Origin of the sequence: Staphylococcus sp. HMSC34C02 (assembly GCF_001838705.1) — a bacterium.
Lineage (GTDB): Bacteria > Bacillota > Bacilli > Staphylococcales > Staphylococcaceae > Staphylococcus > Staphylococcus borealis.
This window is the reverse complement of record NZ_KV838583.1, coordinates 91,216-112,936: the sequence shown is the minus strand read 5'-3', so window position 1 is coordinate 112,936 and position 21,721 is coordinate 91,216. Positions and strand designations below refer to the sequence as shown.

23 protein-coding genes and 1 pseudogene are annotated in these 21,721 nt (G+C 34.6%); 13 read left to right on the top strand and 11 right to left on the bottom strand.

Annotation, left to right across the window (positions count from 1 at the left end):
• Positions 1-59 precede the first annotated feature (59 nt).
• Positions 60-302 (bottom strand): NifU family protein, encoded by a 243-nt coding sequence (locus HMPREF3239_RS06725; protein ID WP_002433501.1) that lies wholly within the window; start codon positions 300-302, stop codon positions 60-62.
• Positions 303-405: 103 nt separating this feature from the next.
• Here HMPREF3239_RS06725 and HMPREF3239_RS06720 point away from each other — a divergent pair, with 103 nt between their 5' ends.
• Positions 406-726: a YuzD family protein gene (locus tag HMPREF3239_RS06720; RefSeq protein WP_070855124.1), complete on the top strand. Its 321-nt coding sequence runs from the start codon at positions 406-408 to the stop codon at positions 724-726.
• 75 nt (positions 727-801) lie between these two features.
• Here HMPREF3239_RS06720 and HMPREF3239_RS06715 read toward each other — a convergent pair whose 3' ends face one another.
• Positions 802-1,866: an NAD(P)/FAD-dependent oxidoreductase gene (locus HMPREF3239_RS06715; RefSeq protein WP_070855123.1), complete on the bottom strand. Its 1,065-nt coding sequence runs from the start codon at positions 1,864-1,866 to the stop codon at positions 802-804.
• A 358-nt stretch (positions 1,867-2,224) separates the two neighbouring features.
• Here HMPREF3239_RS06715 and HMPREF3239_RS06710 point away from each other — a divergent pair, with 358 nt between their 5' ends.
• The 6 genes from HMPREF3239_RS06710 to HMPREF3239_RS06685 all read left to right on the top strand — a co-directional run bounded on the left by HMPREF3239_RS06710 (position 2,225) and on the right by HMPREF3239_RS06685 (position 7,908).
• On the top strand, positions 2,225-2,470 hold the full coding sequence (locus HMPREF3239_RS06710; RefSeq protein WP_053029806.1) for a YuzB family protein: 246 nt from the start codon (positions 2,225-2,227) through the stop codon (positions 2,468-2,470).
• Positions 2,471-2,482: 12 nt separating this feature from the next.
• On the top strand, positions 2,483-2,842 hold the full coding sequence (locus tag HMPREF3239_RS06705; protein ID WP_053029805.1) for a HesB/IscA family protein: 360 nt from the start codon (positions 2,483-2,485) through the stop codon (positions 2,840-2,842).
• Positions 2,843-3,207: 365 nt separating this feature from the next.
• Complete coding sequence (locus tag HMPREF3239_RS06700; RefSeq protein ID WP_070855122.1) at positions 3,208-4,416, top strand: NAD(P)/FAD-dependent oxidoreductase; 1,209 nt, start codon at positions 3,208-3,210, stop codon at positions 4,414-4,416.
• A 107-nt stretch (positions 4,417-4,523) separates the two neighbouring features.
• Positions 4,524-5,996, top strand: coding sequence for a leucyl aminopeptidase family protein (locus tag HMPREF3239_RS06695; protein ID WP_070855121.1), 1,473 nt, complete (start codon positions 4,524-4,526; stop codon positions 5,994-5,996).
• A 191-nt stretch (positions 5,997-6,187) separates the two neighbouring features.
• On the top strand, positions 6,188-7,507 hold the full coding sequence (locus tag HMPREF3239_RS06690; RefSeq protein WP_070855120.1) for a Na+/H+ antiporter family protein: 1,320 nt from the start codon (positions 6,188-6,190) through the stop codon (positions 7,505-7,507).
• 23 nt (positions 7,508-7,530) lie between these two features.
• Positions 7,531-7,908, top strand: a complete 378-nt coding sequence (locus tag HMPREF3239_RS06685) for a PaaI family thioesterase (protein WP_070855119.1) — start codon at positions 7,531-7,533, stop codon at positions 7,906-7,908.
• A 209-nt stretch (positions 7,909-8,117) separates the two neighbouring features.
• Here the strand turns inward: HMPREF3239_RS06685 and HMPREF3239_RS06680 are convergent, their stop codons facing one another.
• The 9 genes from HMPREF3239_RS06680 to HMPREF3239_RS06640 form a co-directional block, all read right to left on the bottom strand.
• Entirely contained in the window at positions 8,118-9,284 is a 1,167-nt protein-coding gene (locus HMPREF3239_RS06680; protein ID WP_070855118.1) for an NAD(P)-binding domain-containing protein, read from the bottom strand.
• 169 nt (positions 9,285-9,453) lie between these two features.
• Entirely contained in the window at positions 9,454-9,810 is a 357-nt protein-coding gene (locus HMPREF3239_RS06675; RefSeq protein WP_070855117.1) for a Na+/H+ antiporter subunit G1, read from the bottom strand.
• A complete protein-coding gene (locus tag HMPREF3239_RS06670) occupies positions 9,788-10,078 on the bottom strand; it encodes a Na(+)/H(+) antiporter subunit F1 (protein WP_070855116.1) in 291 nt (96 codons plus the stop codon). Before HMPREF3239_RS06670 ends, HMPREF3239_RS06675 begins: the two co-directional genes overlap by 23 nt.
• On the bottom strand, positions 10,078-10,557 hold the full coding sequence (locus tag HMPREF3239_RS06665; protein WP_070855115.1) for a Na+/H+ antiporter subunit E: 480 nt from the start codon (positions 10,555-10,557) through the stop codon (positions 10,078-10,080). Before HMPREF3239_RS06665 ends, HMPREF3239_RS06670 begins: the two co-directional genes overlap by 1 nt.
• Positions 10,557-12,056: a Na+/H+ antiporter subunit D gene (locus HMPREF3239_RS06660; protein WP_070855114.1), complete on the bottom strand. Its 1,500-nt coding sequence runs from the start codon at positions 12,054-12,056 to the stop codon at positions 10,557-10,559. Before HMPREF3239_RS06660 ends, HMPREF3239_RS06665 begins: the two co-directional genes overlap by 1 nt.
• On the bottom strand, positions 12,049-12,390 hold the full coding sequence (gene mnhC1 / locus HMPREF3239_RS06655) for a Na+/H+ antiporter Mnh1 subunit C (protein WP_053029787.1): 342 nt from the start codon (positions 12,388-12,390) through the stop codon (positions 12,049-12,051). Before mnhC1 ends, HMPREF3239_RS06660 begins: the two co-directional genes overlap by 8 nt.
• Positions 12,390-12,818, bottom strand: a complete 429-nt coding sequence (locus tag HMPREF3239_RS06650; RefSeq protein ID WP_053029785.1) for a Na(+)/H(+) antiporter subunit B — start codon at positions 12,816-12,818, stop codon at positions 12,390-12,392. Before HMPREF3239_RS06650 ends, mnhC1 begins: the two co-directional genes overlap by 1 nt.
• On the bottom strand, positions 12,799-15,210 hold the full coding sequence (locus HMPREF3239_RS06645; RefSeq protein WP_070855113.1) for a Na+/H+ antiporter subunit A: 2,412 nt from the start codon (positions 15,208-15,210) through the stop codon (positions 12,799-12,801). The genes HMPREF3239_RS06650 and HMPREF3239_RS06645 overlap by 20 nt, the downstream gene beginning before the upstream one ends.
• A gap of 133 nt (positions 15,211-15,343) precedes the next feature.
• Positions 15,344-15,724, bottom strand: coding sequence for a kinase-associated lipoprotein B (locus HMPREF3239_RS06640; protein WP_053029782.1), 381 nt, complete (start codon positions 15,722-15,724; stop codon positions 15,344-15,346).
• A gap of 68 nt (positions 15,725-15,792) precedes the next feature.
• Here HMPREF3239_RS06640 and HMPREF3239_RS06635 point away from each other — a divergent pair, with 68 nt between their 5' ends.
• From HMPREF3239_RS06635 to HMPREF3239_RS12310, 6 genes and pseudogenes are all read left to right on the top strand, one after another.
• On the top strand, positions 15,793-16,389 hold the full coding sequence (locus tag HMPREF3239_RS06635) for a peptidylprolyl isomerase (protein WP_070855112.1): 597 nt from the start codon (positions 15,793-15,795) through the stop codon (positions 16,387-16,389).
• A gap of 276 nt (positions 16,390-16,665) precedes the next feature.
• Entirely contained in the window at positions 16,666-17,046 is a 381-nt protein-coding gene (gene ygs / locus HMPREF3239_RS06630) for a S1 domain-containing post-transcriptional regulator Ygs (protein ID WP_053029779.1), read from the top strand.
• 200 nt (positions 17,047-17,246) lie between these two features.
• Positions 17,247-18,374 (top strand): NADH-dependent flavin oxidoreductase, encoded by a 1,128-nt coding sequence (locus HMPREF3239_RS06625; protein WP_070855111.1) that lies wholly within the window; start codon positions 17,247-17,249, stop codon positions 18,372-18,374.
• A gap of 406 nt (positions 18,375-18,780) precedes the next feature.
• Positions 18,781-19,971, top strand: a complete 1,191-nt coding sequence (locus tag HMPREF3239_RS06620) for an ornithine--oxo-acid transaminase (RefSeq protein ID WP_070855110.1) — start codon at positions 18,781-18,783, stop codon at positions 19,969-19,971.
• Positions 19,972-20,078: 107 nt separating this feature from the next.
• The gene (locus HMPREF3239_RS06615; protein ID WP_053029774.1) at positions 20,079-21,323 is read left to right on the top strand and encodes a Glu/Leu/Phe/Val family dehydrogenase; all 1,245 of its coding nucleotides are present in this window, start codon (positions 20,079-20,081) and stop codon (positions 21,321-21,323) included.
• 207 nt (positions 21,324-21,530) lie between these two features.
• Positions 21,531-21,721: pseudogene (locus tag HMPREF3239_RS12310) on the top strand (transposase); the annotation flags it as partial.

Here is a 21,721-nt window from a genome sequence, read left to right as displayed (position 1 = left end):
GCGTGTAAAAACGCTGTTCATTGGTGCTTTATTGTATATATAAACGATATATTAGACGTTTAGAATACTTGTTCAACTTCGATAACGCCTGGAACTTCTTCGTGTAATGCACGTTCAATACCGGCTTTTAATGTGATTGTTGAGCTTGGACACGTACCGCAAGCTCCGTGTAATTGTAATTTCACGATGCCATCTTCAACATCTACTAACGTACAGTCTCCGCCGTCACGTAATAAAAAAGGACGTAAACGCTCAATGACTTCAGCTACTTGATCAAACATTGTTGCATTCTCAGTAGGCATGAGATATGTCTCCTTTCAAGTAAATTACTTCATAAATTCATTATTTATTTATTATAATAGATAAAGAAAGAAAAATCTATAAAACAAAACGGGGGATTTGAGTATGACTAAAGTTAGCGTGGTAGTTTACGGCGCAGATGTTGTGTGTGCGAGTTGTGTCAATGCGCCAACATCATTGAATACATTTGAGTGGATTAAGCCTTTATTAGAAAGAAAGTATCCAGACATTCAATTTGAATACACATATATTGATTTTCAAAAACAAACAGAAAATTTAAGTGATCACGACCAACACTATATCGAACAACTTGAGGAAGATGAGTTGTTCTATCCATTAATTACAATGAATGATGAGTATGTAGCAGATGGATATATTCAAACGAAGCAAATTACCAATTTTGTCTATAAACATTTTGCAAATTAATAGCAATCTTTATAATAGTGAAATAGAACACGGGATTAAGTCTGAACATGCTCAGACCTAATCCCGTGTGTCATCTTAACCGTTATGATATTTATATAGCCATAAAACACCAGATTTAAGTATATGCGCAAGACGTCCGGTAACTGTACGGTCCATAATATAGGCAAATCCTTTCTTTTCACCAAGAGAACCAAGGAAACCTTGAACTTTTAATTCGGGCATTTTATCTGGTAGTGGTTCATTATTCCATTGTTTCTTGAGTACATCAGCGATTTGATCACCTTGTACTTCAGCTAATTGAGCACTTGGTGCATGCGGTAAATCAGCACAATCACCAACGATAAATACATTTCGATACGTTGGCACTTGATGATATTGATTAATAATGACACGTCCGCTTCGATTGATATCGATAGGTAAGTGTCTTACAACTTCAACAGGTTGAATACCCGCAGTCCAGACAACCAAATCAACATTTTCTGGTGATCCACTATTATAAATTTTACCAGGTTCTACTTTATCAATTAAAGAATTTGGAACGACTTTCACATTGTTTTCGCGGAACCATTTGGCAATATAGTTACTTAATTTTTCAGGGAAATTTCTTAAAATGCGTTCACCACGATCATAAAGGATAACTTCTAAATCTTCACGACTTTCACGCAGCTCACTTGCTAGCTCGATACCACTTAATCCAGCGCCAACGATGCCTACACGCGCACCACTAGGTAATTCACTAATACTATGGAATGTTTCGCGAGCTTTAGAAAGTGTTTGAATGCTATGCGTATACGCGTCAGCACCAGGCACATTATGATATTTATCTTCGCAACCTAAGCCAATGACTAATTCATCATAATCCACCTTCGTATGACCAACAGATACGATTTGAGCATCTAAATCAATATCATTAATTTCGCCATAAATCGTATTAATGCGTTCTGAATCAGGAAAATTCATGCGCACATCATTATCAGACTTAGTACCCGCTGCTAAAGCATAAAATTCTGGTTTCAAACCATGAAATGGCATACGGTCAATTAATGTTAAAGTATAATTTTCTGGTAATGCATCTGGTAGAATACGCGACATGATACGCATATTACCATAGCCGCCACCAAGTAACACTAAATTTTTCATTTGTTATACCCCTTTATAAAAAATTTGTTATTCCGAAATAAATTTTGACTTATACCCTTTGAATTAAGCAAACTTTTGTAAATAAACGATACTTTAATTTGGAAACTTTCAATTAATAAAGTTATTTATCGCCGACATTTATTGCCCCTAACAATAAAGTGTGCGATATATGTATATGTGTATTATATCTTTTTTTCAAAATGACTACAATGAAATGTATGATATGGAAAATGAAGTTAATGATTTCTAGTCGGAGAAATTCGTTGTAAATAGTAGGAAAATGATGAGCCAGGACAATGCAGTTCTAAGTAAGATTTGTTATAATAATGTAATTAAAAAATGAAGAAGAAGGTGAAGTATGTTTCCATTAGTCGAATTTTGCATTTCTAATATGGCAAAAGGCGGAGACTACGTTTACGATAAACTTGATAACGATCCCAATGTGGATGTATTAGAATATGGATGTTTAAACAACTGTGGCGTATGTTCATGTGGGTTGTATGCATTAGTAGATGGTGATACTGTTGAAGGTGATACACCTGATGAGTTATTAAGCAATATTTATAAACATATAGAAGAGAATGATTTTACTAACTTATTATAGGAGGAATAATTTATGCCAACTGTAACATTAACTGAAGCGGCAGCGTATGAAGTTAAAGATATGTTGAAGAGCAATGACATGGAAGATGGCTATTTAAAGATTAAAGTAAACGGTGGTGGTTGCACAGGCCTTACGTATGGTATGTCAGCCGAAGAACAACCTGGCGAGAATGATGAAGTACTCGAATTCTACGGTTTGAAAGTATTAGTAGATAAATATGATGTACCTGTATTAAATGGGACAACGATTGATTTCAAACAATCTTTAATGGGTGGTGGCTTCCAAATTGATAATCCAAATGCCATCGCTTCATGTGGCTGTGGTAGTTCATTCAGAACTGCTAAAGTAGCTGGAAACCCTGAAGAATGCTAGGATAAGTTCAAATCATTTGTCTCTATCATTGATTTTCGAAGACGTCATTGTATGGATAATTTGATTATTTTAATATTCATCTTGTTGTAGCTTGAAAATGAACTATAAAAGCTATAAAATTGAAGATGGATTGAACTTTGTCTTTTTTGTGAACGTAAGTTCATAAAATCGAACTGAAAATGAAAGTGTTGACTAAGACTATAAATGGGGATGAACAGTTAGGTTAAGTGCAAAGTCTTTTGATAGAATCAGATAAACATATATTAAAGTAAACTATATTGTTATGTCTGAACTTTGTTATGTTCTGAAGTTTGTAGCCTTTTTCTACATTTAAGAAAATAATAATGAAAGCTTAGGTGAATGAAATGGCACAAGATCGTAAAAAAGTACTTGTTTTAGGTGCAGGTTATGCTGGTTTACAAACAGTAACTAAATTACAAAAAGAACTTTCTGCTGAAGAAGCGGATATTACATTAATTAACAAAAATAAATATCACTATGAAGCAACTTGGTTACACGAAGCTTCAGCTGGTACATTAAACTATGAAGATTTAATTTACCCAATTGAAAGTGTAATTAAAGAAGATAAAGTTAAATTTATCAATGCAGAAGTAACTAAAATCGATCGTAACGCTAAAAAAGTAGAAACTAATCACAGTATCTATGATTACGACATTTTAGTAGTAGCATTAGGTTTCGAAAGTGAAACATTTGGCATTGATGGTATGAAAGACTATGCATTCCAAATCGAAAATGTTGAAACTGCACGTAAATTATCTCGTCATATCGAAGATAAATTTGCTAACTACGCAGTTTCTAAAGAAAAAGACGATAAAGACTTAGCTATCTTAGTTGGTGGCGCAGGCTTTACAGGTATCGAATTCTTAGGTGAATTAACTGAAAGAATTCCTGAATTATGTAATAAATATGGTGTTGATCAAAACAAAGTTAGAGTAACTTGTGTTGAAGCTGCACCAAAAATGTTACCAATGTTCTCTGACGAATTAGTTAATTATGCAGTTAGCTACTTAGAAGACCGTGGTGTTGAATTCAAAATTGCTACACCAATCGTTGCATGTAACGACAAAGGTTTCGTCGTTAAAATTAACGATCAAGAACAACAATTAGAAGCAGGTACAGCAATCTGGGCTGCTGGTGTTCGCGGTAGTAAATTAATGGAAGAATCATTCGAAGGCGTTAAACGTGGTCGTATCGTGACTAAACAAGATTTAACAATTGAAGGTCATGATGATATCTTCGTTATTGGTGATGTTTCAGCATTCATCCCAGCTGGTGAAGAACGTCCATTACCAACTACAGCACAAATTGCTATGCAACAAGGTGAACACGTTGCTAAAAGCATTAAAAATATCTTAAACGGTCAAGCACCAACAGACTTCGAATATGTTGACCGTGGTACTGTATGTTCATTAGGTGCTCATGACGGTGTAGGTATTGTTTACGGTAGAGATATTACTGGTAAAAAAGCTGCATTCATGAAAAAAGTTATCGATACACGTGCAGTATTCAAAATTGGTGGCGTAGGCTTAGCATTTAAAAAAGGTAAATTCTAAGTTATTACGTTAATATAGTCATCCTTGCGGGGGTGGGACGACGAATTTATAAAGAATTCTGTCCCACGCCCTTTTTTTATATTACATTCAATAAGGAGTGAGAGGTTATGGTTAATTTCAAAATATGTAACAATGCATCTTTACAATCAGAAGTATTGATTCTAGGTTTACCTGACCACATCAATCAACTCGGTACTATCCATTACAATAATCAGGATTTGACCCATCAAATAGATACATATCGCCATCATCATTTGGTTAGCAGCAAATTAGGTAAAGTATCTTCAACCTTATTACCATTAGCAGATACATCTAAACGACTTATTACAGTTGGATTAGGAAATTTAAAATTGCTTGATTATGCTGCATTATTGAAAGTATTTGGCCATTTGTTTCAATTTTTAAAAGAAGAACAAGTAACTGAAGCAGATGTGCTATTCGATACATTGATTTCAAAACAAGTGGAACAAAGTAAAGTTGCAGAGGTTATGGGACTTCAAAGTGAACAGTCGATTTATAGTTTTGATAATTATAAATCTGATAAGACTGCACCGTATCAATTAGAGTTAAATATTACGTCTGCCACTGAAGATTTGAATCAATATATCATTAATGGTAAGACAATCGGTCAATCTATTAACCTAGCACGTGACTTTAGCCAGATGCCGCCAAATATACTAACGCCTAATTACTTTGCTGAACAAATTACGCAACACTTTGCGCAATCATCAGTAGCAGTTGATATAAAAGATGGTAGCCAACTATTAGATGAAGGATTTGGACTTATTCACGCGGTAGGTAAAGGTTCTGAGCATCCTCCAGTTGTCATAACGATGACTTACAATGGTGGGGATAGTAATGATGCACCGATTGCATTGGTAGGTAAAGGCATTACATATGATTCAGGTGGTTATAGCATTAAATCTAAGATTGGCATGCAAACCATGAAATTTGATATGTGTGGCGCAGCAAATGTAGTTGGTATGATTGATGCTGCATCACGTTTACAACTTCCTATCAATATTGTAGGGGTTATCGCTTCCGCTGAAAATATGATTAGTAATCAAGCAATGAAACCGGATGATGTATTAACGGCATTAAGTGGTGAAACCGTTGAAATGTTAAATAGTGATGCGGAAGGACGATTGGTATTGGGAGATGCAGTATTTTATGCTAACCAATTTCAACCGAAACTTATTTTAGACTTTGCTACACTTACAGGTGCAGCTGTTGCAGCATTAGGTGAAGATAAGGCAGCTATATTTAGTTCTAATGCAGATAAAGAAATTGAGGCTATACGTCTTAGTGCTAAAGCAATGGATGAGTATGCATTTGAATTACCAATGACACAAACTGAGCAGCGACTAATACGTCAGTCAGATGTTGCAGATTTAGTTAATCATACAAATGGACACGGGAAAGCACTCTTTGCAGCGACATTTATTACACATTTTAGTGGTGCTACACCCCATATTCATTTTGACATAGCTGGTCCGGCAACAACGACTAAGGCCAGTTATAAAGGTCCAAAAGGTCCAACTGGCAGTATGATAACAACTGTATTGAATTGGCTAAGATAAGTTAAATATGAAGTAATGATTTAGTCTTTAAGAGTGGAAACAATTACTAATACGCGTTTCCACTCTTTATTTATGTCAATGATCTTATTAAATTTGAATGTAATCTTACATTGACATCGTCTTAACTACTTGGTAAGATAAAAAACATATAAAATACTTTAGTTCGGTATAGAGATAAAGGATGTGTTGTTATGTTAAATGCAGTTGTTATTGCTGTACTATTAATGATTATTCTATGTTTATGTAGATTGAATGTAGTGATAAGTTTATTTATTAGTGCACTCGTAGGCGGTCTCATTTCTGGTATGAGTATTGAAAAGGTCATTAGCGTATTTGGTAAAAATATTGTAGATGGTTCTGAGGTAGCATTAAGTTATGCATTACTTGGTGGGTTTGCTGCCTTAATCTCTTATAGTGGTATTACAGATTATCTTGTAACTAAGATTATTCGTGCAATTCACTCTGAGAATAGTAGACTTTCAAGAATCAAAGTAAAAGTTATTATTATCGTAGCATTGCTTGCGATGAGTATAATGAGTCAGAACCTCATTCCAGTTCACATTGCTTTTATTCCAATTGTTATTCCGCCATTGTTAAGTTTATTTAATGATTTGAAGATTGATAGACGACTTATTGGATTAGTCATCGGATTTGGTTTATGTTGGCCTTATGTATTATTACCTTATGGCTTTGGTCAAATTTTCCATCAAATCATTCAAAGTGGTTTCCAAAAAGCACATCATCCTATCGAATTTAATATGATTTGGAAAGCTATGTTAATTCCTTCACTTGGTTATATCGTTGGATTAATCTTAGGTATGATTTATTATCGTAAACCACGTGAATATAAAACTGAAACGTATGTAGAAGATGAAAATGCGACAACAGAAATTAAACCATACGTACTCGTCGTTACTATCGTTGCTATCTTAGCTACGTTCTTAGTACAAACATTTACAGATTCAATGATTTTTGGCGCATTAGCGGGTGTTCTTGTATTCTTTGTTTCAGGAGTTTATAAATGGAAAGAATTAGACAGCCAATTTGTTGAAGGGATTAAAATTATGTCATTTATTGGTGTCGTTATTCTTTCAGCGAATGGGTTCGCTGGTGTGATGAATGCGACTGGTGATATCGAAAAATTAGTATCAAGCTTGACTGATATTTCTAGTGGCCATAAATTAATAAGTATTATTATTATGTATATCATTGGCTTAATTGTAACTTTAGGAATTGGATCATCATTCGCAACGATTCCTATTATTGCCACTTTATTTATTCCGCTCGGCGCTTCGTTAGGTTTAAATACGATGGCTTTAATCGCCTTAGTTGGTACGGCAAGTGCGTTAGGTGATTCAGGTTCACCTGCGAGTGATTCTACACTAGGACCAACAGCTGGTTTAGATGTGGATGGACAACATGATCACATACGTGATACATGTATACCTAACTTCTTGTTCTATAATATACCTTTAATGATATTTGGCACGATTGCAGCTATGATATTATAAGTGTATATGAGGTGAAATAAGAAATGACGAACTTATTAGAAACGTTTGAAATGAAGATAGAAGAAGTGTCAGAAGGTAGCGTAGTTATCTCTATGCCAGTGACGGATAAAGTTAAACAACCATTTGGTTACTTGCATGGCGGTGCCTCAATTGCTTTAGGTGAAACAGCGTGTTCATTAGGTGCTGCTCATTTAGTAGATACTGAGTCATTTATACCGCTGGGGCTGGAAATGAATGCGAATCATATTCATTCAGTTAAAGAAGGTCGTGTGATTGCTACAGCAACAATTATCCATCAGGGAAGTACGACTCAAGTGTGGAATGTAGAAATAAACAGTGAACAAGGACAGTTGATTAGCATTATGAGAGGAACGATTGGCATTAAACCATTAAAGCAATAAACGCACATATTCTACTTAAGTTCAATTAAGTATCGTTTGAAATACTTTTATTATAAAAGCTTTAGACTAAGTAAAGAACGCAGGCGTAGGACGATGAATTCATGATGAATTCTGTTCTACGTCTGCGTTTTTGTTGGGGATGGGACGACAAATTTAAAAAATTTTCCCAATCCCTAGTGTTGGTATGTTAATACTGACGTCTAATTAAATTATGCATGTTTTTGGATATGTTGATCTGATAAACGTTGATAGGCTTGTTTAATTCTTTGAGCTGCTTCACGTCCACCCATAATATTTCTAGCAAATGGCCCTAGCTCTAAATCAGCTAAACCGCCAGATACGAATAACTGTGGCAACCATTCTAATTCAGTGCTAATGGAAGGGAAACCACAATGTGTTAGTGGTGCATGTTCATTCGTAATTAATGATTGAATCATAGGTTGCTGTAATAGTGTAGATTTAAAACCAGTTGCTAATAAAATAAAATCATAGGGCTCAGTTGAATGTTGTGTGTGAATATGATGTTGATCAACTGATTCAATTGTATCTTTATGAATGATAAGACGTCCAGACTGTACATGTTTCTTTAATCGTAAATAGAGTTCTCTCGGCATTGATCCTTTGTGTCGTTCTTGTTGTATGATAGACATTCGTTCTATAGAAGAATCAATATTTAAAAAACGACTCATATTTTTAGGGCCAAGCCACCCTGGATCAGCATCAAAATGTTGTATGTCAATATCTTTATTCATCCACAAATGAACTACTTTATCGTGGGATTGATTGATCAGTTTCAAAGTTAAATGTGCAGCAGAAATACCACTACCAACAACGTGAGAACTGTGTTCATACATACTTGAATTAAAAGACGTATCAAAAATATGGCATGCATTATCAACGTGTTGATAAATATCAGGAATATAAGGTTGATGCGTACATCCATTTGCTAATATCACACAATCTGAATGAATAACTTGGTTATGATTTAATTGAATTTGCCATTGTTCATCATTTCTTGATAAAGATTTCACGTATCCTTGAATATGACTTTCATTTAAATCGTAGTGATGTACTTGCTCATGAACATGATGCATAAACATATCAGTTTGTGGACGTTGATATTGACCATATGTAGCATGAGTATATTGTTGCATTTTAGCAAATTGCTTTAAATGAAATGGGTTAGGGTGAATATGATGTACAATAGGAGAGCGTAAATAGGGCATACTGATACGATGTGAAAAATCATTAAATTGTTCACAGAGTGATGAATAAGGATCGATAATACTTAAATCATCTTGCGATAATCCTAAAGCTCTAAGTTGAATTGCAATCGTTGTACCTTGTATGCCACCACCGATAATTGTCCAATGCATAGTAACACTTCTTTCTTCTTAAAACGTAATAATTACGATTTATGATAGCATAATTAGTCTAATTAGACAATAAAAAGCGAGTACAAGATAGCAATCACTTTGAATTCTATCTCGCACCCGCGTTTATGATTAGAAGTAAACCAAGTCTTTGTTTTGTTAGGACCTTGAGTTATATCTTTTTATTTTTAAATTCATTTTTAAGTTCATCAATTTTTGTATCTTTAGTGTAAGGTGTTTTATTATTATAGGCTGCTCTCATAATTAAGTGACTTGAGAGTGGGCCGGTTACAAGGATAAAAAGAATACCAAAAATCAATTGCATATTAATATATCCGTCAGTAGCAATAAAGTATAAGAATGTACCAAACAGAAGGAAAATAGCACCTAAAGTTGCCGATTTACCAGCAGCATGGCCTCGTGAATAAATATCTTTCAATCTTATAATGCCTATAGCTGTAACAGCACTAATAATTGCTCCTAAAATAACAAAGATAACTGCCAAACTAGTGACGATGTTCGTTATCACGTTCAATCACCTTACCTTTATCCATATATTTTGAGAAGACTGCTGTACCTAGAAAGGCCAAGATACCAATTAACAAAATGGCAACGAGTAGATATTCCGCTCCCATAAAAATACTATATAGCGCAATACATGCCATTAACTGTAAACCAATTGCATCAAGTGCTAAAATTCTATCAGCTAATGTAGGACCTTTAATAATACGCGTAAACATCGCTAACATTGATAGGGCAACAATAATTAAAGCAATCATCATAATGATTTTTACCATTAGTCTTCGCCCACCTCTCTAACTACTTTCTCTAATGAAGATTTTATACCTTCAATTTCTTCTTCTTTTGTACTGAAATCTATAGAGTGAATGTATATTTTTCTTCTATCATCACTAATACCTAATACGACTGTTCCTGGTGTCAAAGTAATTAGATTAGATAATAATACGATTTGCCAATCTGTTTTTAAATCAGTGTGATATACAAAGAAACCTGGTTCATTTTTAAGTTTAGGTTGTAGAACAATCTTTAATACATCAATATTGGCTTTTAATAATTCTATGAAAAATACAACTGCCAGTTTTAAAATCTTATAAACTTTAATTAAATAAAATCTTCCTGGTAATATTCTACTAAATAAATATACCAATCCTAGTCCTAGTATGAATCCAAGTAAGAGGTTATTTAATGTATAGCTACCACTTAGGAAAATCCAAATAAAAGCTAAGATGAAGTTTAAAATAATTTGAATCGCCATTATGATCTACCTCCTAAGACACTCTTGATATAGACGCTAGGATCATAAAATGATTGAGCTGCCTCAGATATTATTGGATATAATAGATCAGCAGATAATCCAAATACAACGGTAATGATGACAGCTATAATAGAAATTGTAGTTGCTTGTTTAACATTAACGTTTTGCGTAACTTCATATCCTTTTGGTTCTCCGAAAAAGCTTTTCAAGAAAATGTGAATAACAGAATAGAGTACTACTAAACTTGAAAGTAATACAATAAGGCCACTGACATAAAAGCCTTTTTCAAAGGTTGCTTGTACGATGTAATATTTACCATAAAAACCACTTAATGGCGGTATACCAGCTAAACTTAGTGCTGCGATGAAGAAAGTCCATCCAAGCACCGGATAGTGTTTGATAAGACCACCAAAGTCTTTAAGACTGGTTGATTTCGTAATTTGATACATCACACCGATAAGTAAGAATAGGGCAGTTTTAACTAACATATCATGGATTGTATAGTAAATAGCACCTATAATACCCGCTTCATTCATCATGGCTACACCAACTAAGATAACGCCTACAGCAATCATGATGTTATAAATAATAATCTTTTTAGTGTCATCATAGGCGATGGCACCTACCGAACCAAATATGATCGTTAATAAGGCTAAGAATAAAATCGTATAATGTGAAAAACTCATTGTATCGTGGAAGAACAAGCTCAATGTTCTTAAAATCGCATATACACCAACTTTTGTTAATAAAGCACCGAAAAATGCAATGATTGCAAATGGTGGCGCATAGTATGAACCCGGCAACCATACATACATAGGGAAGGCACCAGCTTTAGTTGCAAACACGAAAATAAATAAAATAAAGACAATACTTAAGAGCCCACCGTGAGTGTTAGACAATGTAGATAACTTCTCACTAATATCCGCCATATTTAACGTACCAACGATAGAATATAAAATTGCAACCGCCATCACAAAGAATGTTGAAGTAACAATATTGACCAATAAATATTTAACTGTTTCACGCAATTGGATTCGCGTACCACCAAGTACGAGTAGTGCGTACGATGACATTAAGAAAACTTCAAAGAATACAAATAAGTTAAAAATGTCACCAGTTGTAAATGCGCCGATAATACCGACTAACATAAATGTGATAGAGAAATGGAAGTAATAACGTTCTCTATCGATGCCTGCAGTTGTAAACGAAAAGGCAGTAATTAAAACAGTAATAATAATACTAGTCACAATTAACATTGCACTGAAACTATCTAGTAAAAAGATAATGCCATAAGGTGCAGGCCAAGAACCTAATTCTACTTTTAGTGGTCCGTGAACATAAACATTATATAAATTTATAATCGCAACGATTAATGTAAGCAACAAACCGATTATCGTGACATATCGTTTTGCACGATAACGTTGTCCTAAAAAGACCAATATAATTGCTGTAAAAATAGGTACGACTAATGAAAGGACGACTAAATTATTTTCAATCATCATCTAACACTCCTTTCATTCTTTCTACGTTGTCTGTACCTAACTCTTTATATGTTCTAAATGCTAACACTAAGAAAAAGGCAGTTGTCGCAAACGCGATAACGATTGCCGTAAGTATTAATGCATGGGGGATAGGATCAACATATTGACTAATCGCCTTTTCATAGATGGGCATTTCGCCATGTTTTAATCCACCCATTGTAATTAAAAATAAATTGGAAGCATGTGTAATTAATGTTGTCCCCATAACAATACGTATCAAACTTTTAGATAAAACGAGATAGACACTAATTGAAGTGAGGATGCCACATACAAATATCATGATTATTTCCACTATTCGCTCTCTCCAATCGTTATAATAATTGTCATGATCGTTCCAACTACTGCACATAGCACGCCAAAATCAAAGAACATAGGCGTGTTCATATGCACAGGTTGAAGTAGGGGCAACGGTATATTAAATTCTGTGTGCGTGAAAAAGTTTTGACCATAGAACCAACTCGCTAATGGTGTGCCAACACAAAATAATAAGCCAATACCAATTAGAATTTTAAAATCCCATGGAAATACTTTTTGCATCGTCTTAATATCAAATGCAATTGCAATGATTGTTAGTGCACATGATAATAATAAGCCACCTACGAAACCGCCACCTGGTGTGTAATGTCCTGCGAAGAATAATGTGACACCAAATAAGGCGATTAGAAAAGCGATAATAACAGCAGCATATTGAAACATTAAATTATTGTTCTGTCTGTTCATCACGTTTCACCTCACTTGATTGATGTTTACGACGCAATTTAATCATTGTATATACACCTAAACCGGCAATACCTAATACAGATGATTCAAATAATGTATCCATACCACGGAAGTCAACAAGGATGACATTTACCATATTCTTACCATGTGCTAAATCGTAAACATGTGCTTTATAGTATTCTCCGATAGACGTAAAATGTCTGTTGCCATATGCAATTAAGCCTAAGATGATAACTACTAGACCCACACCTATAGAGATAAGTGCATTCGTTAATTTAAATGATCGCGTTTCATTATAGCGATTTAAATTCGGTAAATGATAGAAACATAACAAGAATAGCGCTGTTGAAATAGATTCTACAACGAATTGTGTTAATGCAAGGTCTGGTGCTTTGAAAAATACAAATAGCACGGATACTGAATATCCGACGACACCGAGCATAATAACGCTAAATAAACGAGATTTCGCTATGACAACCATAAATGCTGCGATGACTAATAATATTAAAATCGCAATTTCATAAATATGAATGTTATTAATATCTTTAAAATTAAAATCAAACGGAACGTTTAATAATGTCACAATCGTAACGACGATAAGCATGCCGAATATTATGACTAAACTATCTCTAACATAACCATTTACATAACTATTCGTCATGTTCGCTGAATAATTAGGTAAATATTTTCCAGTTGAATCATACCAATGATTCAATGTAAGACGTGTTGGTTGTGCGTGCAATAATCGAATCCAATAACTAAATGTGAGTAGTAATAGAATACCGATTACCCAAATTATTAATGTTGAAATAAATGCAGGTGTAATGCCATGGAATAAATGGAATTCTGCATTCACATTATGCATGCCACTTATTGCAGTTGTAGCTGGTTCAACAATAGATTGTGTTATCAATCCAGGGAACAAGCCAAAGACAATAACGAGCACAGCTAAAATGATTGGAGATAGTAACATTAGCAATGAAGCTTCGTGTGCTTTTTTTGGCAAGGCATTCGGCTGATGTTTACCAAAGAATATATACGTAATAAATTTGATTGAATAAACGAAAGTGAAAATACTTCCCACTATAGCTAAAATAGGGAAAATAATACCTAACGTATTTAAGCTAAACAGATTAGCATGAGAAATCTCAATCATGGCTTCAAGGAACTTCTCTTTAGAAAGGAAGCCATTGAATGGTGGAATACCAGCCATACTCAAAGCTGTAATAACAGTTATGGTGAATGAGATAGGCATAATCGTTAGTAAGCCACCAAGTTTTTTAACATCTCTTGTACCTGTAACATGATCAACAGCGCCTGTAATCATAAATAGCGCACCTTTAAAAGTAGCATGATTGACTAAGTGAAATACTGCTGCAGTAAAGCCAGCGATATACAATTGACTCTGACTTCCCTCGAAGTGATAACTTACGGCACCAATACCTAACATTGACATAATCATGCCAAGTTGAGACACAGTTGAAAAGGCAAGAATACCTTTTAAATCGTGTTGTTTAGTTGCATTTAAAGATGCCCAGAATAGTGTGATTAAACCGACTAATGTAATGGTCCAAATCCACCCTTGAGAAATTGCAAAGAGTGGTGTCACACGCGCTACTAGGTACAAGCCAGCCTTAACCATCGTAGCTGAGTGTAAGTATGCACTCACTGGGGTAGGTGCTTCCATTGCGTCTGGTAACCAAATATAAAATGGTACCTGCGCTGATTTTGTGAATGCACCTAACATAATGAGTACCATTGCTAAAGTGAATAAAGGACTATGTTGAATCACTGAAGCATTAGCAATGAGTTCATGTAAGCTAAGTGAATCGCCAGCTAGAGAAATTAAAATGAATCCCCCTAATAAACTTAAACCACCAAACACTGTAATGATTAAAGATTTCTGTGCACCATAAATTGATGCGCGTTTTTCTCTCCAGAATGAAATAAGTAAAAAACTTGAAAAAGACGTTAATTCCCAAAATAAATATAAAATGATTAAATTGTCTGAAAGGACAACGCCTAACATTGCACCCATAAAAAGTAATAAATAACAATAAAAGTTACCAAGTTGTTCAGACTTACTTAAATAGCCGACAGAGTATAAGACGACTAATGAGCCGATACCTGTGATAAGTAAACTAAATAAAATACTTAAGCCATCAAGGTATAAATCAAAATTCATACCTATATGAGGCATCCAGTTTAATGTTTTTATTACTGTATTACCTGACTGAGTAGTCGCAATATGAGATAAGAAATAAATAAATAAGACAACAGGAATAGGTAATACAAACCAACCTAAATGAATCTTTTTATAGAATCGATAAAGAATTGGAATAAGGAGTGCAAATATTAACGGTAGAATGACCGCAATATGTAACAAACTCACTATGTTATCCTCCTTAAAAAATATTTATGAAATATATTATACATGAATCATATTGTTCTGAAAAACGACGATAACGCTTACGGGTAGCGATTTTTCGGAACTTGTTAAATAAGAAGAAACACGTTCAAATTTCCTATAAAAATTTTTGCTTATATTGAATTGAGTAGTCATTTTTTAGATTTTCAAGATTAGTTAATGCTAATTTTGCAAATTCTGTATCCTGTTGTTTTAAATCATTTTCCATTTTTGTAATGGCTTGTTGCAATGACGCTTCATAAGGCATTGCTTCTACATTGAATTCACGTAATTGTGAACGTGTTGCATAACGTTTCTCATAATGACTTAAAGCACGTCTTTCATGGAAAAAGACACCTTCCGTTTGACCTGGGTTATGTAAATCACCTTGTTTTGGATGTTTAATCACCTGTTCGACTTGGACGAGAACTTGATCATCATTCTCCTCTTTAATTGTGACACCATAAGCACCCGTCTTATGTGAGAATCGATATAACATGCTATATTACTTCCTTTCAAATGTGTTAAGATGTATCTATATCATCATAACATGAATGGAGAATTGAAATGACTAACTATCTACAACTAAACAAAGAAATACAAGATAATGAAATTAAAGTAGTTATGCATACAAATAAAGGCGATATGACATTTAAACTGTTCCCAGATATCGCACCGAAAACAGTTGAAAATTTTGTGACACATGCGAAAAATGGTTACTACAATGGTATTACTTTCCACCGTGTCATTAATGACTTTATGATCCAAGGGGGCGACCCAACAGCGACTGGTATGGGTGGTGAAAGTATTTATGGTGGCTCATTCGAGGATGAGTTCTCATTAGAAGCTTTCAACTTATACGGTGCACTTTCAATGGCAAATGCAGGACCAAACACAAATGGTTCACAATTCTTTGTCGTACAAATGAAAGAAGTACCTGAATCTATGGTGAATCAATTAGTAGATGGTGGTTGGCCTGAACCAATTGCTAAAGCTTATGCTGAAAATGGTGGTACACCTTGGTTAGACCAAAAACACACAGTATTTGGCCAACTTATCGAAGGTGAAGCAACATTAGAAGATATTGCAAATACGAAAGTAGGGGCACAAGATAAACCTGTACATGATGTAGTCATTGAATCTATTGATGTAGAAGATAAATAATCAGTGGCTATAAAATAAAAGTTCTGTCTAGCGAGTCGGCGGTTGATGTCGATTCGCTTTTTTATGAGATGCGTATTTGAATCTAATGTCAACGGCGCAACATAAGTTAGCAATTGTCACAGGATGCATTTAAATGCGAACGTTTAAGTCATAATCGTCAGCAGGCGTATAATATTATTGAAAAAATGTGGATTTTTATTGGTTTATAGTTAGTCCAAGTTTGTGATTTATGCTATTATAATTATGTTAAGTAAATCGAAGTAAGGGGTTATCAAGTTGAATAATCACTATAAAGCAGGTCAGCATATTAAAGTGCGTGTGACTGGCATTCAACCGTATGGCGCTTTTGTTGAGACCCCTGACCATACTGAAGGACTTATCCATATTTCAGAAATTATGGATGATTATGTCCACAATTTAAAAAAATTTCTATCAGAAGGACAAATCGTTAAAGCAAAAATTTTATCAATTGATGATGAAGGAAAACTCAATTTGTCTCTTAAAGATAATGATTACTTTAAGAATTATGAACGAAAAAAAGAAAAGCAGTCAGTATTAGATGAAATTAAAGAAACAGAAAAGTATGGGTTTCAAACGCTTGAAGAACGCCTACCGGTCTGGATTAAACAGTCTAAACGTGCGATTCGTAATAATTGATTGACTGTTAACACGCTCAGCTAACGTTATATGTTACATATAACGCTAGCTTTTTTAGTATCTTCATTTATAAGTGTGATGACTCGTTTCTATGTAAGACGCTAAGTAAATGTATGCATGCACATGCAAGCAAAATATTGGTGGAAGATGATTTCTTCGTGCTATAGTCTAGTCATAATAAAAATGGAAAGGACTTACTTATGAATAATAAATACGAAAAATTATTTGAAACAGTCACATTACCTAACGGGGTTGAATTGAGAAATCGCTTTGTTTTAGCACCATTAACGCATATTTCATCTAATGATGACGGTACGATTTCAGATGTTGAAATACCATATATTGAAAAGCGTTCTAAAGATGTAGGTTTAGCAATCAATGCTGCAAGTAATGTTAACGATATCGGTAAAGCTTTTCCGGGACAACCTTCTGTTGCACGTGATTCAGATATAGAAGGACTCAAACGTTTAGCGCACGCAATGAAGAAAAATGGCGCTAAAGCATTAGTTCAAATCCACCATGGCGGTGCCCAAGCTTTACCTAATTTAACACCAAATGGAGATGTGGTTGCGCCGAGTCCAGTCACATTAAAAAGCTTCGGACAAACAGAAGAACATGCCGCTAGAGAAATCACACCAGAAGAAATTGAACAAACTATCAAAGATTTTGGTGAAGCTACACGACGTGTCATTGAAGCTGGCTTTGACGGTGTAGAGATTCACGGTGCCAATCACTATTTAATCCATCAATTTGTATCTCCATATTATAATAGAAGAAATGATGAATGGTCTGACCACATGAAATTTCCAACTGCTGTTATAGATGAGGTATTAAATGCCAAGGAACAATATGCAAATGATGATTTCATCGTCGGTTATCGCCTTTCTCCTGAAGAAGCAGAATCACCAGGTATTACTATGGAAATTACAGAACAACTAATCCATACAATTACTGAAAAATCCATTGATTATGTTCATATTTCTTTAGGCGATATTCATTCAAAAACAAGAGAAGGTAAGTATGCTGGACAAGAACGATTGAAATTAATCCATCAATGGGTTAATGGTCGTATGCCTGTCATTGGTGTAGGTTCAGTATTTACAGCTGATGATGCATTAGATGCGATTGAGTCAACAGAAGTTGAACTTGTAGCGCTAGGTCGTGAAATACTATTAGATTATAATTTCATCAGCAAAATTCAAGAAGGTAAAGAAGATCAAGTTTTATCAGAATTTGACCCAAATCGCGAAGATAAACATGGGTTAACACCTAATTTATGGAATCAATTTAACGAAGGCTTTTATCCTTTACCTCGTAAAGATAAATAAGCATGAACGATTGGTTCGTCTTTATAAAGAAATGTTGACTTAGCATTATATTGTAATGGTGCGCGTGCATGATATGTTAAGTCATGTGTCGTTATTCAATTTAATGATATGACAAGCTGAAACAGGTTATGGCAATGACATTTGCTTTAACCTGTTTTTTTAATATGACAAATATTGAAGTATTTTATTTATCGGAAAATTTTTAATATTTTGCTTGTAAATTTATTGGGAGATATGTCATTATATCTGTAAGGGCTTTCATTTAGATTCAAAGGGCATATATGATGTAATATTTAATCATTTCATGCTCTTATTAATTTTGCACATATCCTCAATGTATATAGCATCGAAAGCCGCAAACGTATGGCCATTAGTTTTAATATAAATTAAGCAAAGGGGAGATATTATGACTAAGTCAGAACAAATTATTGAATTAACAAACCACTATGGAGCACAAAACTATGTACCACTACCAATCGTTGTAGCAGAGGCGGAAGGTATTTGGGTAACTGATCCAGAAGGTAATAAATACATGGATATGCTTTCAGCTTATTCAGCTGTAAACCAAGGTCACCGTCATCCTAAAATTATTCAAGCACTTAAAGATCAAGCTGATAAAGTTACTTTAGTTTCTCGAGCGTTTCACAGTGATAATTTAGGTGAATGGTATGAAAAAGTATGTAAATTAGCTGGCAAAGATAAAGCATTACCAATGAATACAGGCGCAGAAGCAGTTGAAACTGCATTAAAAGCTGCACGTCGTTGGGCATATGATGTTAAAGGTCTTGAACCAGATAAAGCTGAAATTATTGCGTTCAACGGTAATTTCCACGGTCGTACGATGGCACCTGTGTCTTTATCATCAGAAGCTGAATACCAACGTGGATATGGTCCGTTATTAGATGGTTTCCGTAAGGTGGATTTCGGTGACGTTGATAAATTAAAAGAAGCAATTAATGAAAATACAGCTGCTATTTTAGTCGAACCAATTCAGGGTGAAGCGGGTATTAATATTCCACCTGAAGGTTATTTGAAAGCTATCAGAGAATTATGTGACGAACATAACATTCTATTTATTGCCGATGAAATTCAAGCTGGTTTAGGACGTTCTGGTAAACTATTTGCGACTGATTGGGATAATGTTAAACCAGATGTTTATATTTTAGGTAAAGCACTTGGCGGTGGTGTATTACCAATTTCAGTAGTGTTAGCTGACAATGAAGTATTAGACGTCTTTACACCTGGCTCACACGGTTCTACGTTTGGTGGTAATCCATTAGCTTGTGCGACTTCAATTGCTGCATTAGATGTTATTTTAGATGAAGATTTACCTGGTCGTTCAAATGAATTAGGGGAGTACTTTAAATCTGAATTACAAAAAATTAATCACCCAGCTATTAAAGAAGTACGTGGTCGTGGCCTCTTTATTGGAGTTGAATTACATGAAAGTGCTAGACCATTCTGTGAGGCATTAAAAGAAAAAGGCCTATTATGTAAAGAAACACATGATACGGTGATTCGTTTTGCACCTCCTTTAGTTATTTCTAAGGAAGAATTAGACGATGCATTAGACAGAATTAGAAGCGTATTTAACTAAGTTCAAAAAGTTGTAACATTCATTTTGAAAACCCTTTAAAAAGCAAAGACATGTGTTACAATATGTATGAAAGCGAAATCATTTGTTAAAAAGAGGCGAAAGTGATCATGACTGAGAATAATAATTTAGTGACTTCTACACAAAGTATCATTAAAGAAGCTTTACACAAATTGGGATTTGACGATGGTATGTATGATTTAATCAAAGAACCATTAAGATTCTTACAAGTTCGTATCCCAGTACGCATGGATGACGGTACGGTTAAGACATTTACAGGTTATCGTGCACAACACAACGATGCTGTCGGTCCAACTAAAGGTGGGGTACGTTTCCACCCTGAAGTTGATGAAGAAGAAGTTAAAGCATTATCTATGTGGATGACTTTAAAATGCGGTATCGTCAACCTACCATATGGTGGTGGTAAAGGTGGTATCGTATGTGACCCACGTCAAATGAGTATTCATGAAGTTGAACGTTTATCACGTGGATATGTACGTGCAATTTCTCAATTCGTTGGTCCTACTAAAGATATTCCAGCACCAGACGTATTTACGAACTCTCAAATAATGGCTTGGATGATGGATGAATACAGTGCATTAGATAAATTTAACTCACCAGGTTTCATCACAGGTAAACCTATTGTCTTAGGTGGTTCACAAGGACGCGACCGTTCTACTGCATTAGGTGTAGTTATCGCAATTGAACAAGCAGCTAAACGTCGTGGTAAAGAAATTAAAGGTTCTCGCGTAGTTATTCAAGGATTTGGTAACGCAGGTAGCTTCTTAGCTAAATTCTTATATGACATGGGTGCGAAAGTTGTAGGTATCTCTGATGCTTATGGTGCATTACATGATCCTGAAGGTTTAGATATCGACTATTTATTAGACCGCCGTGATAGCTTCGGTACAGTTACAAACTTATTCGATAATACAATTTCTAACAAAGAATTATTCGAATTAGACTGTGACATCTTAGTACCAGCTGCTATTTCTAACCAAATTACTGAAGATAACGCGCATGATATTAAAGCGGATATTGTTGTTGAAGCTGCAAATGGACCTACGACACCTGAAGCAACGCGCATTTTAACTGAACGCGGTGTGTTATTAGTACCAGACGTATTAGCAAGTGCTGGTGGTGTAACAGTATCTTACTTCGAATGGGTACAAAATAACCAAGGTTATTATTGGTCAGAAGAAGAAGTAAACGATAAATTACGTGAAAAATTAGTAGATGCTTTTGATACGATTTATGAATTAGCTCAGAATAGAAAAATCGATATGAGACTTGCGGCTTATATTGTCGGTATTAAACGTACTGCTGAAGCAGCACGCTATCGTGGTTGGGCTTAAGCCATAATATCAATATAATTAGGCTCTATAATCAATTGGACTGATGACAAAATTCATCAGTCCAATTTTTATGTTTTGAATACAAAAATAGCGCAATTACCTCTATAATTATTAGTTACCACAACAAATAAAAAAGAAAGGTAATGCGCCTATATGTAAGTCTATATTAAATACATTAAAAATTAAAGATAAAAACCTATATTTTTCAGATTCGTAGATGTGGTAGCGGATCGTAAGTTAAAATCGCTAAAGGATCATTTTTATCGCTATTCTTTGAAACTAAGATAAAATGTCAAAACAGTAACGATTGATATGTATGAACCATATATGTCGCTAATCAAGCAATTATTTCCTAATGCGAAGGTTATTATTGATCGTTTTCATATTGTTCAATCTTT

Bases quoted from the DNA above. Each gene is read 5' to 3' on its own strand.
- HMPREF3239_RS06725 (WP_002433501.1), bottom strand. From the start codon at position 302: ATGCCTACTGAGAATGCAACAATGTTTGATCAAGTAGCTGAAGTCATT.
- HMPREF3239_RS06720 (WP_070855124.1), top strand. From the start codon at position 406: ATGACTAAAGTTAGCGTGGTAGTTTACGGCGCAGATGTTGTGTGTGCG.
- HMPREF3239_RS06715 (WP_070855123.1), bottom strand. From the start codon at position 1,866: ATGAAAAATTTAGTGTTACTTGGTGGCGGCTATGGTAATATGCGTATC.
- HMPREF3239_RS06710 (WP_053029806.1), top strand. From the start codon at position 2,225: ATGTTTCCATTAGTCGAATTTTGCATTTCTAATATGGCAAAAGGCGGA.
- HMPREF3239_RS06705 (WP_053029805.1), top strand. From the start codon at position 2,483: ATGCCAACTGTAACATTAACTGAAGCGGCAGCGTATGAAGTTAAAGAT.
- HMPREF3239_RS06700 (WP_070855122.1), top strand. From the start codon at position 3,208: ATGGCACAAGATCGTAAAAAAGTACTTGTTTTAGGTGCAGGTTATGCT.
- HMPREF3239_RS06695 (WP_070855121.1), top strand. From the start codon at position 4,524: ATGGTTAATTTCAAAATATGTAACAATGCATCTTTACAATCAGAAGTA.
- HMPREF3239_RS06690 (WP_070855120.1), top strand. From the start codon at position 6,188: ATGTTAAATGCAGTTGTTATTGCTGTACTATTAATGATTATTCTATGT.
- HMPREF3239_RS06685 (WP_070855119.1), top strand. From the start codon at position 7,531: ATGACGAACTTATTAGAAACGTTTGAAATGAAGATAGAAGAAGTGTCA.
- HMPREF3239_RS06680 (WP_070855118.1), bottom strand. From the start codon at position 9,284: ATGCATTGGACAATTATCGGTGGTGGCATACAAGGTACAACGATTGCA.
- HMPREF3239_RS06670 (WP_070855116.1), bottom strand. From the start codon at position 10,078: ATGGTAAAAATCATTATGATGATTGCTTTAATTATTGTTGCCCTATCA.
- HMPREF3239_RS06665 (WP_070855115.1), bottom strand. From the start codon at position 10,557: ATGGCGATTCAAATTATTTTAAACTTCATCTTAGCTTTTATTTGGATT.
- HMPREF3239_RS06660 (WP_070855114.1), bottom strand. From the start codon at position 12,056: ATGATTGAAAATAATTTAGTCGTCCTTTCATTAGTCGTACCTATTTTT.
- HMPREF3239_RS06650 (WP_053029785.1), bottom strand. From the start codon at position 12,818: ATGAACAGACAGAACAATAATTTAATGTTTCAATATGCTGCTGTTATT.
- HMPREF3239_RS06640 (WP_053029782.1), bottom strand. From the start codon at position 15,724: ATGTTATATCGATTCTCACATAAGACGGGTGCTTATGGTGTCACAATT.
- HMPREF3239_RS06635 (WP_070855112.1), top strand. From the start codon at position 15,793: ATGACTAACTATCTACAACTAAACAAAGAAATACAAGATAATGAAATT.
- HMPREF3239_RS06625 (WP_070855111.1), top strand. From the start codon at position 17,247: ATGAATAATAAATACGAAAAATTATTTGAAACAGTCACATTACCTAAC.
- HMPREF3239_RS06620 (WP_070855110.1), top strand. From the start codon at position 18,781: ATGACTAAGTCAGAACAAATTATTGAATTAACAAACCACTATGGAGCA.
- HMPREF3239_RS06615 (WP_053029774.1), top strand. From the start codon at position 20,079: ATGACTGAGAATAATAATTTAGTGACTTCTACACAAAGTATCATTAAA.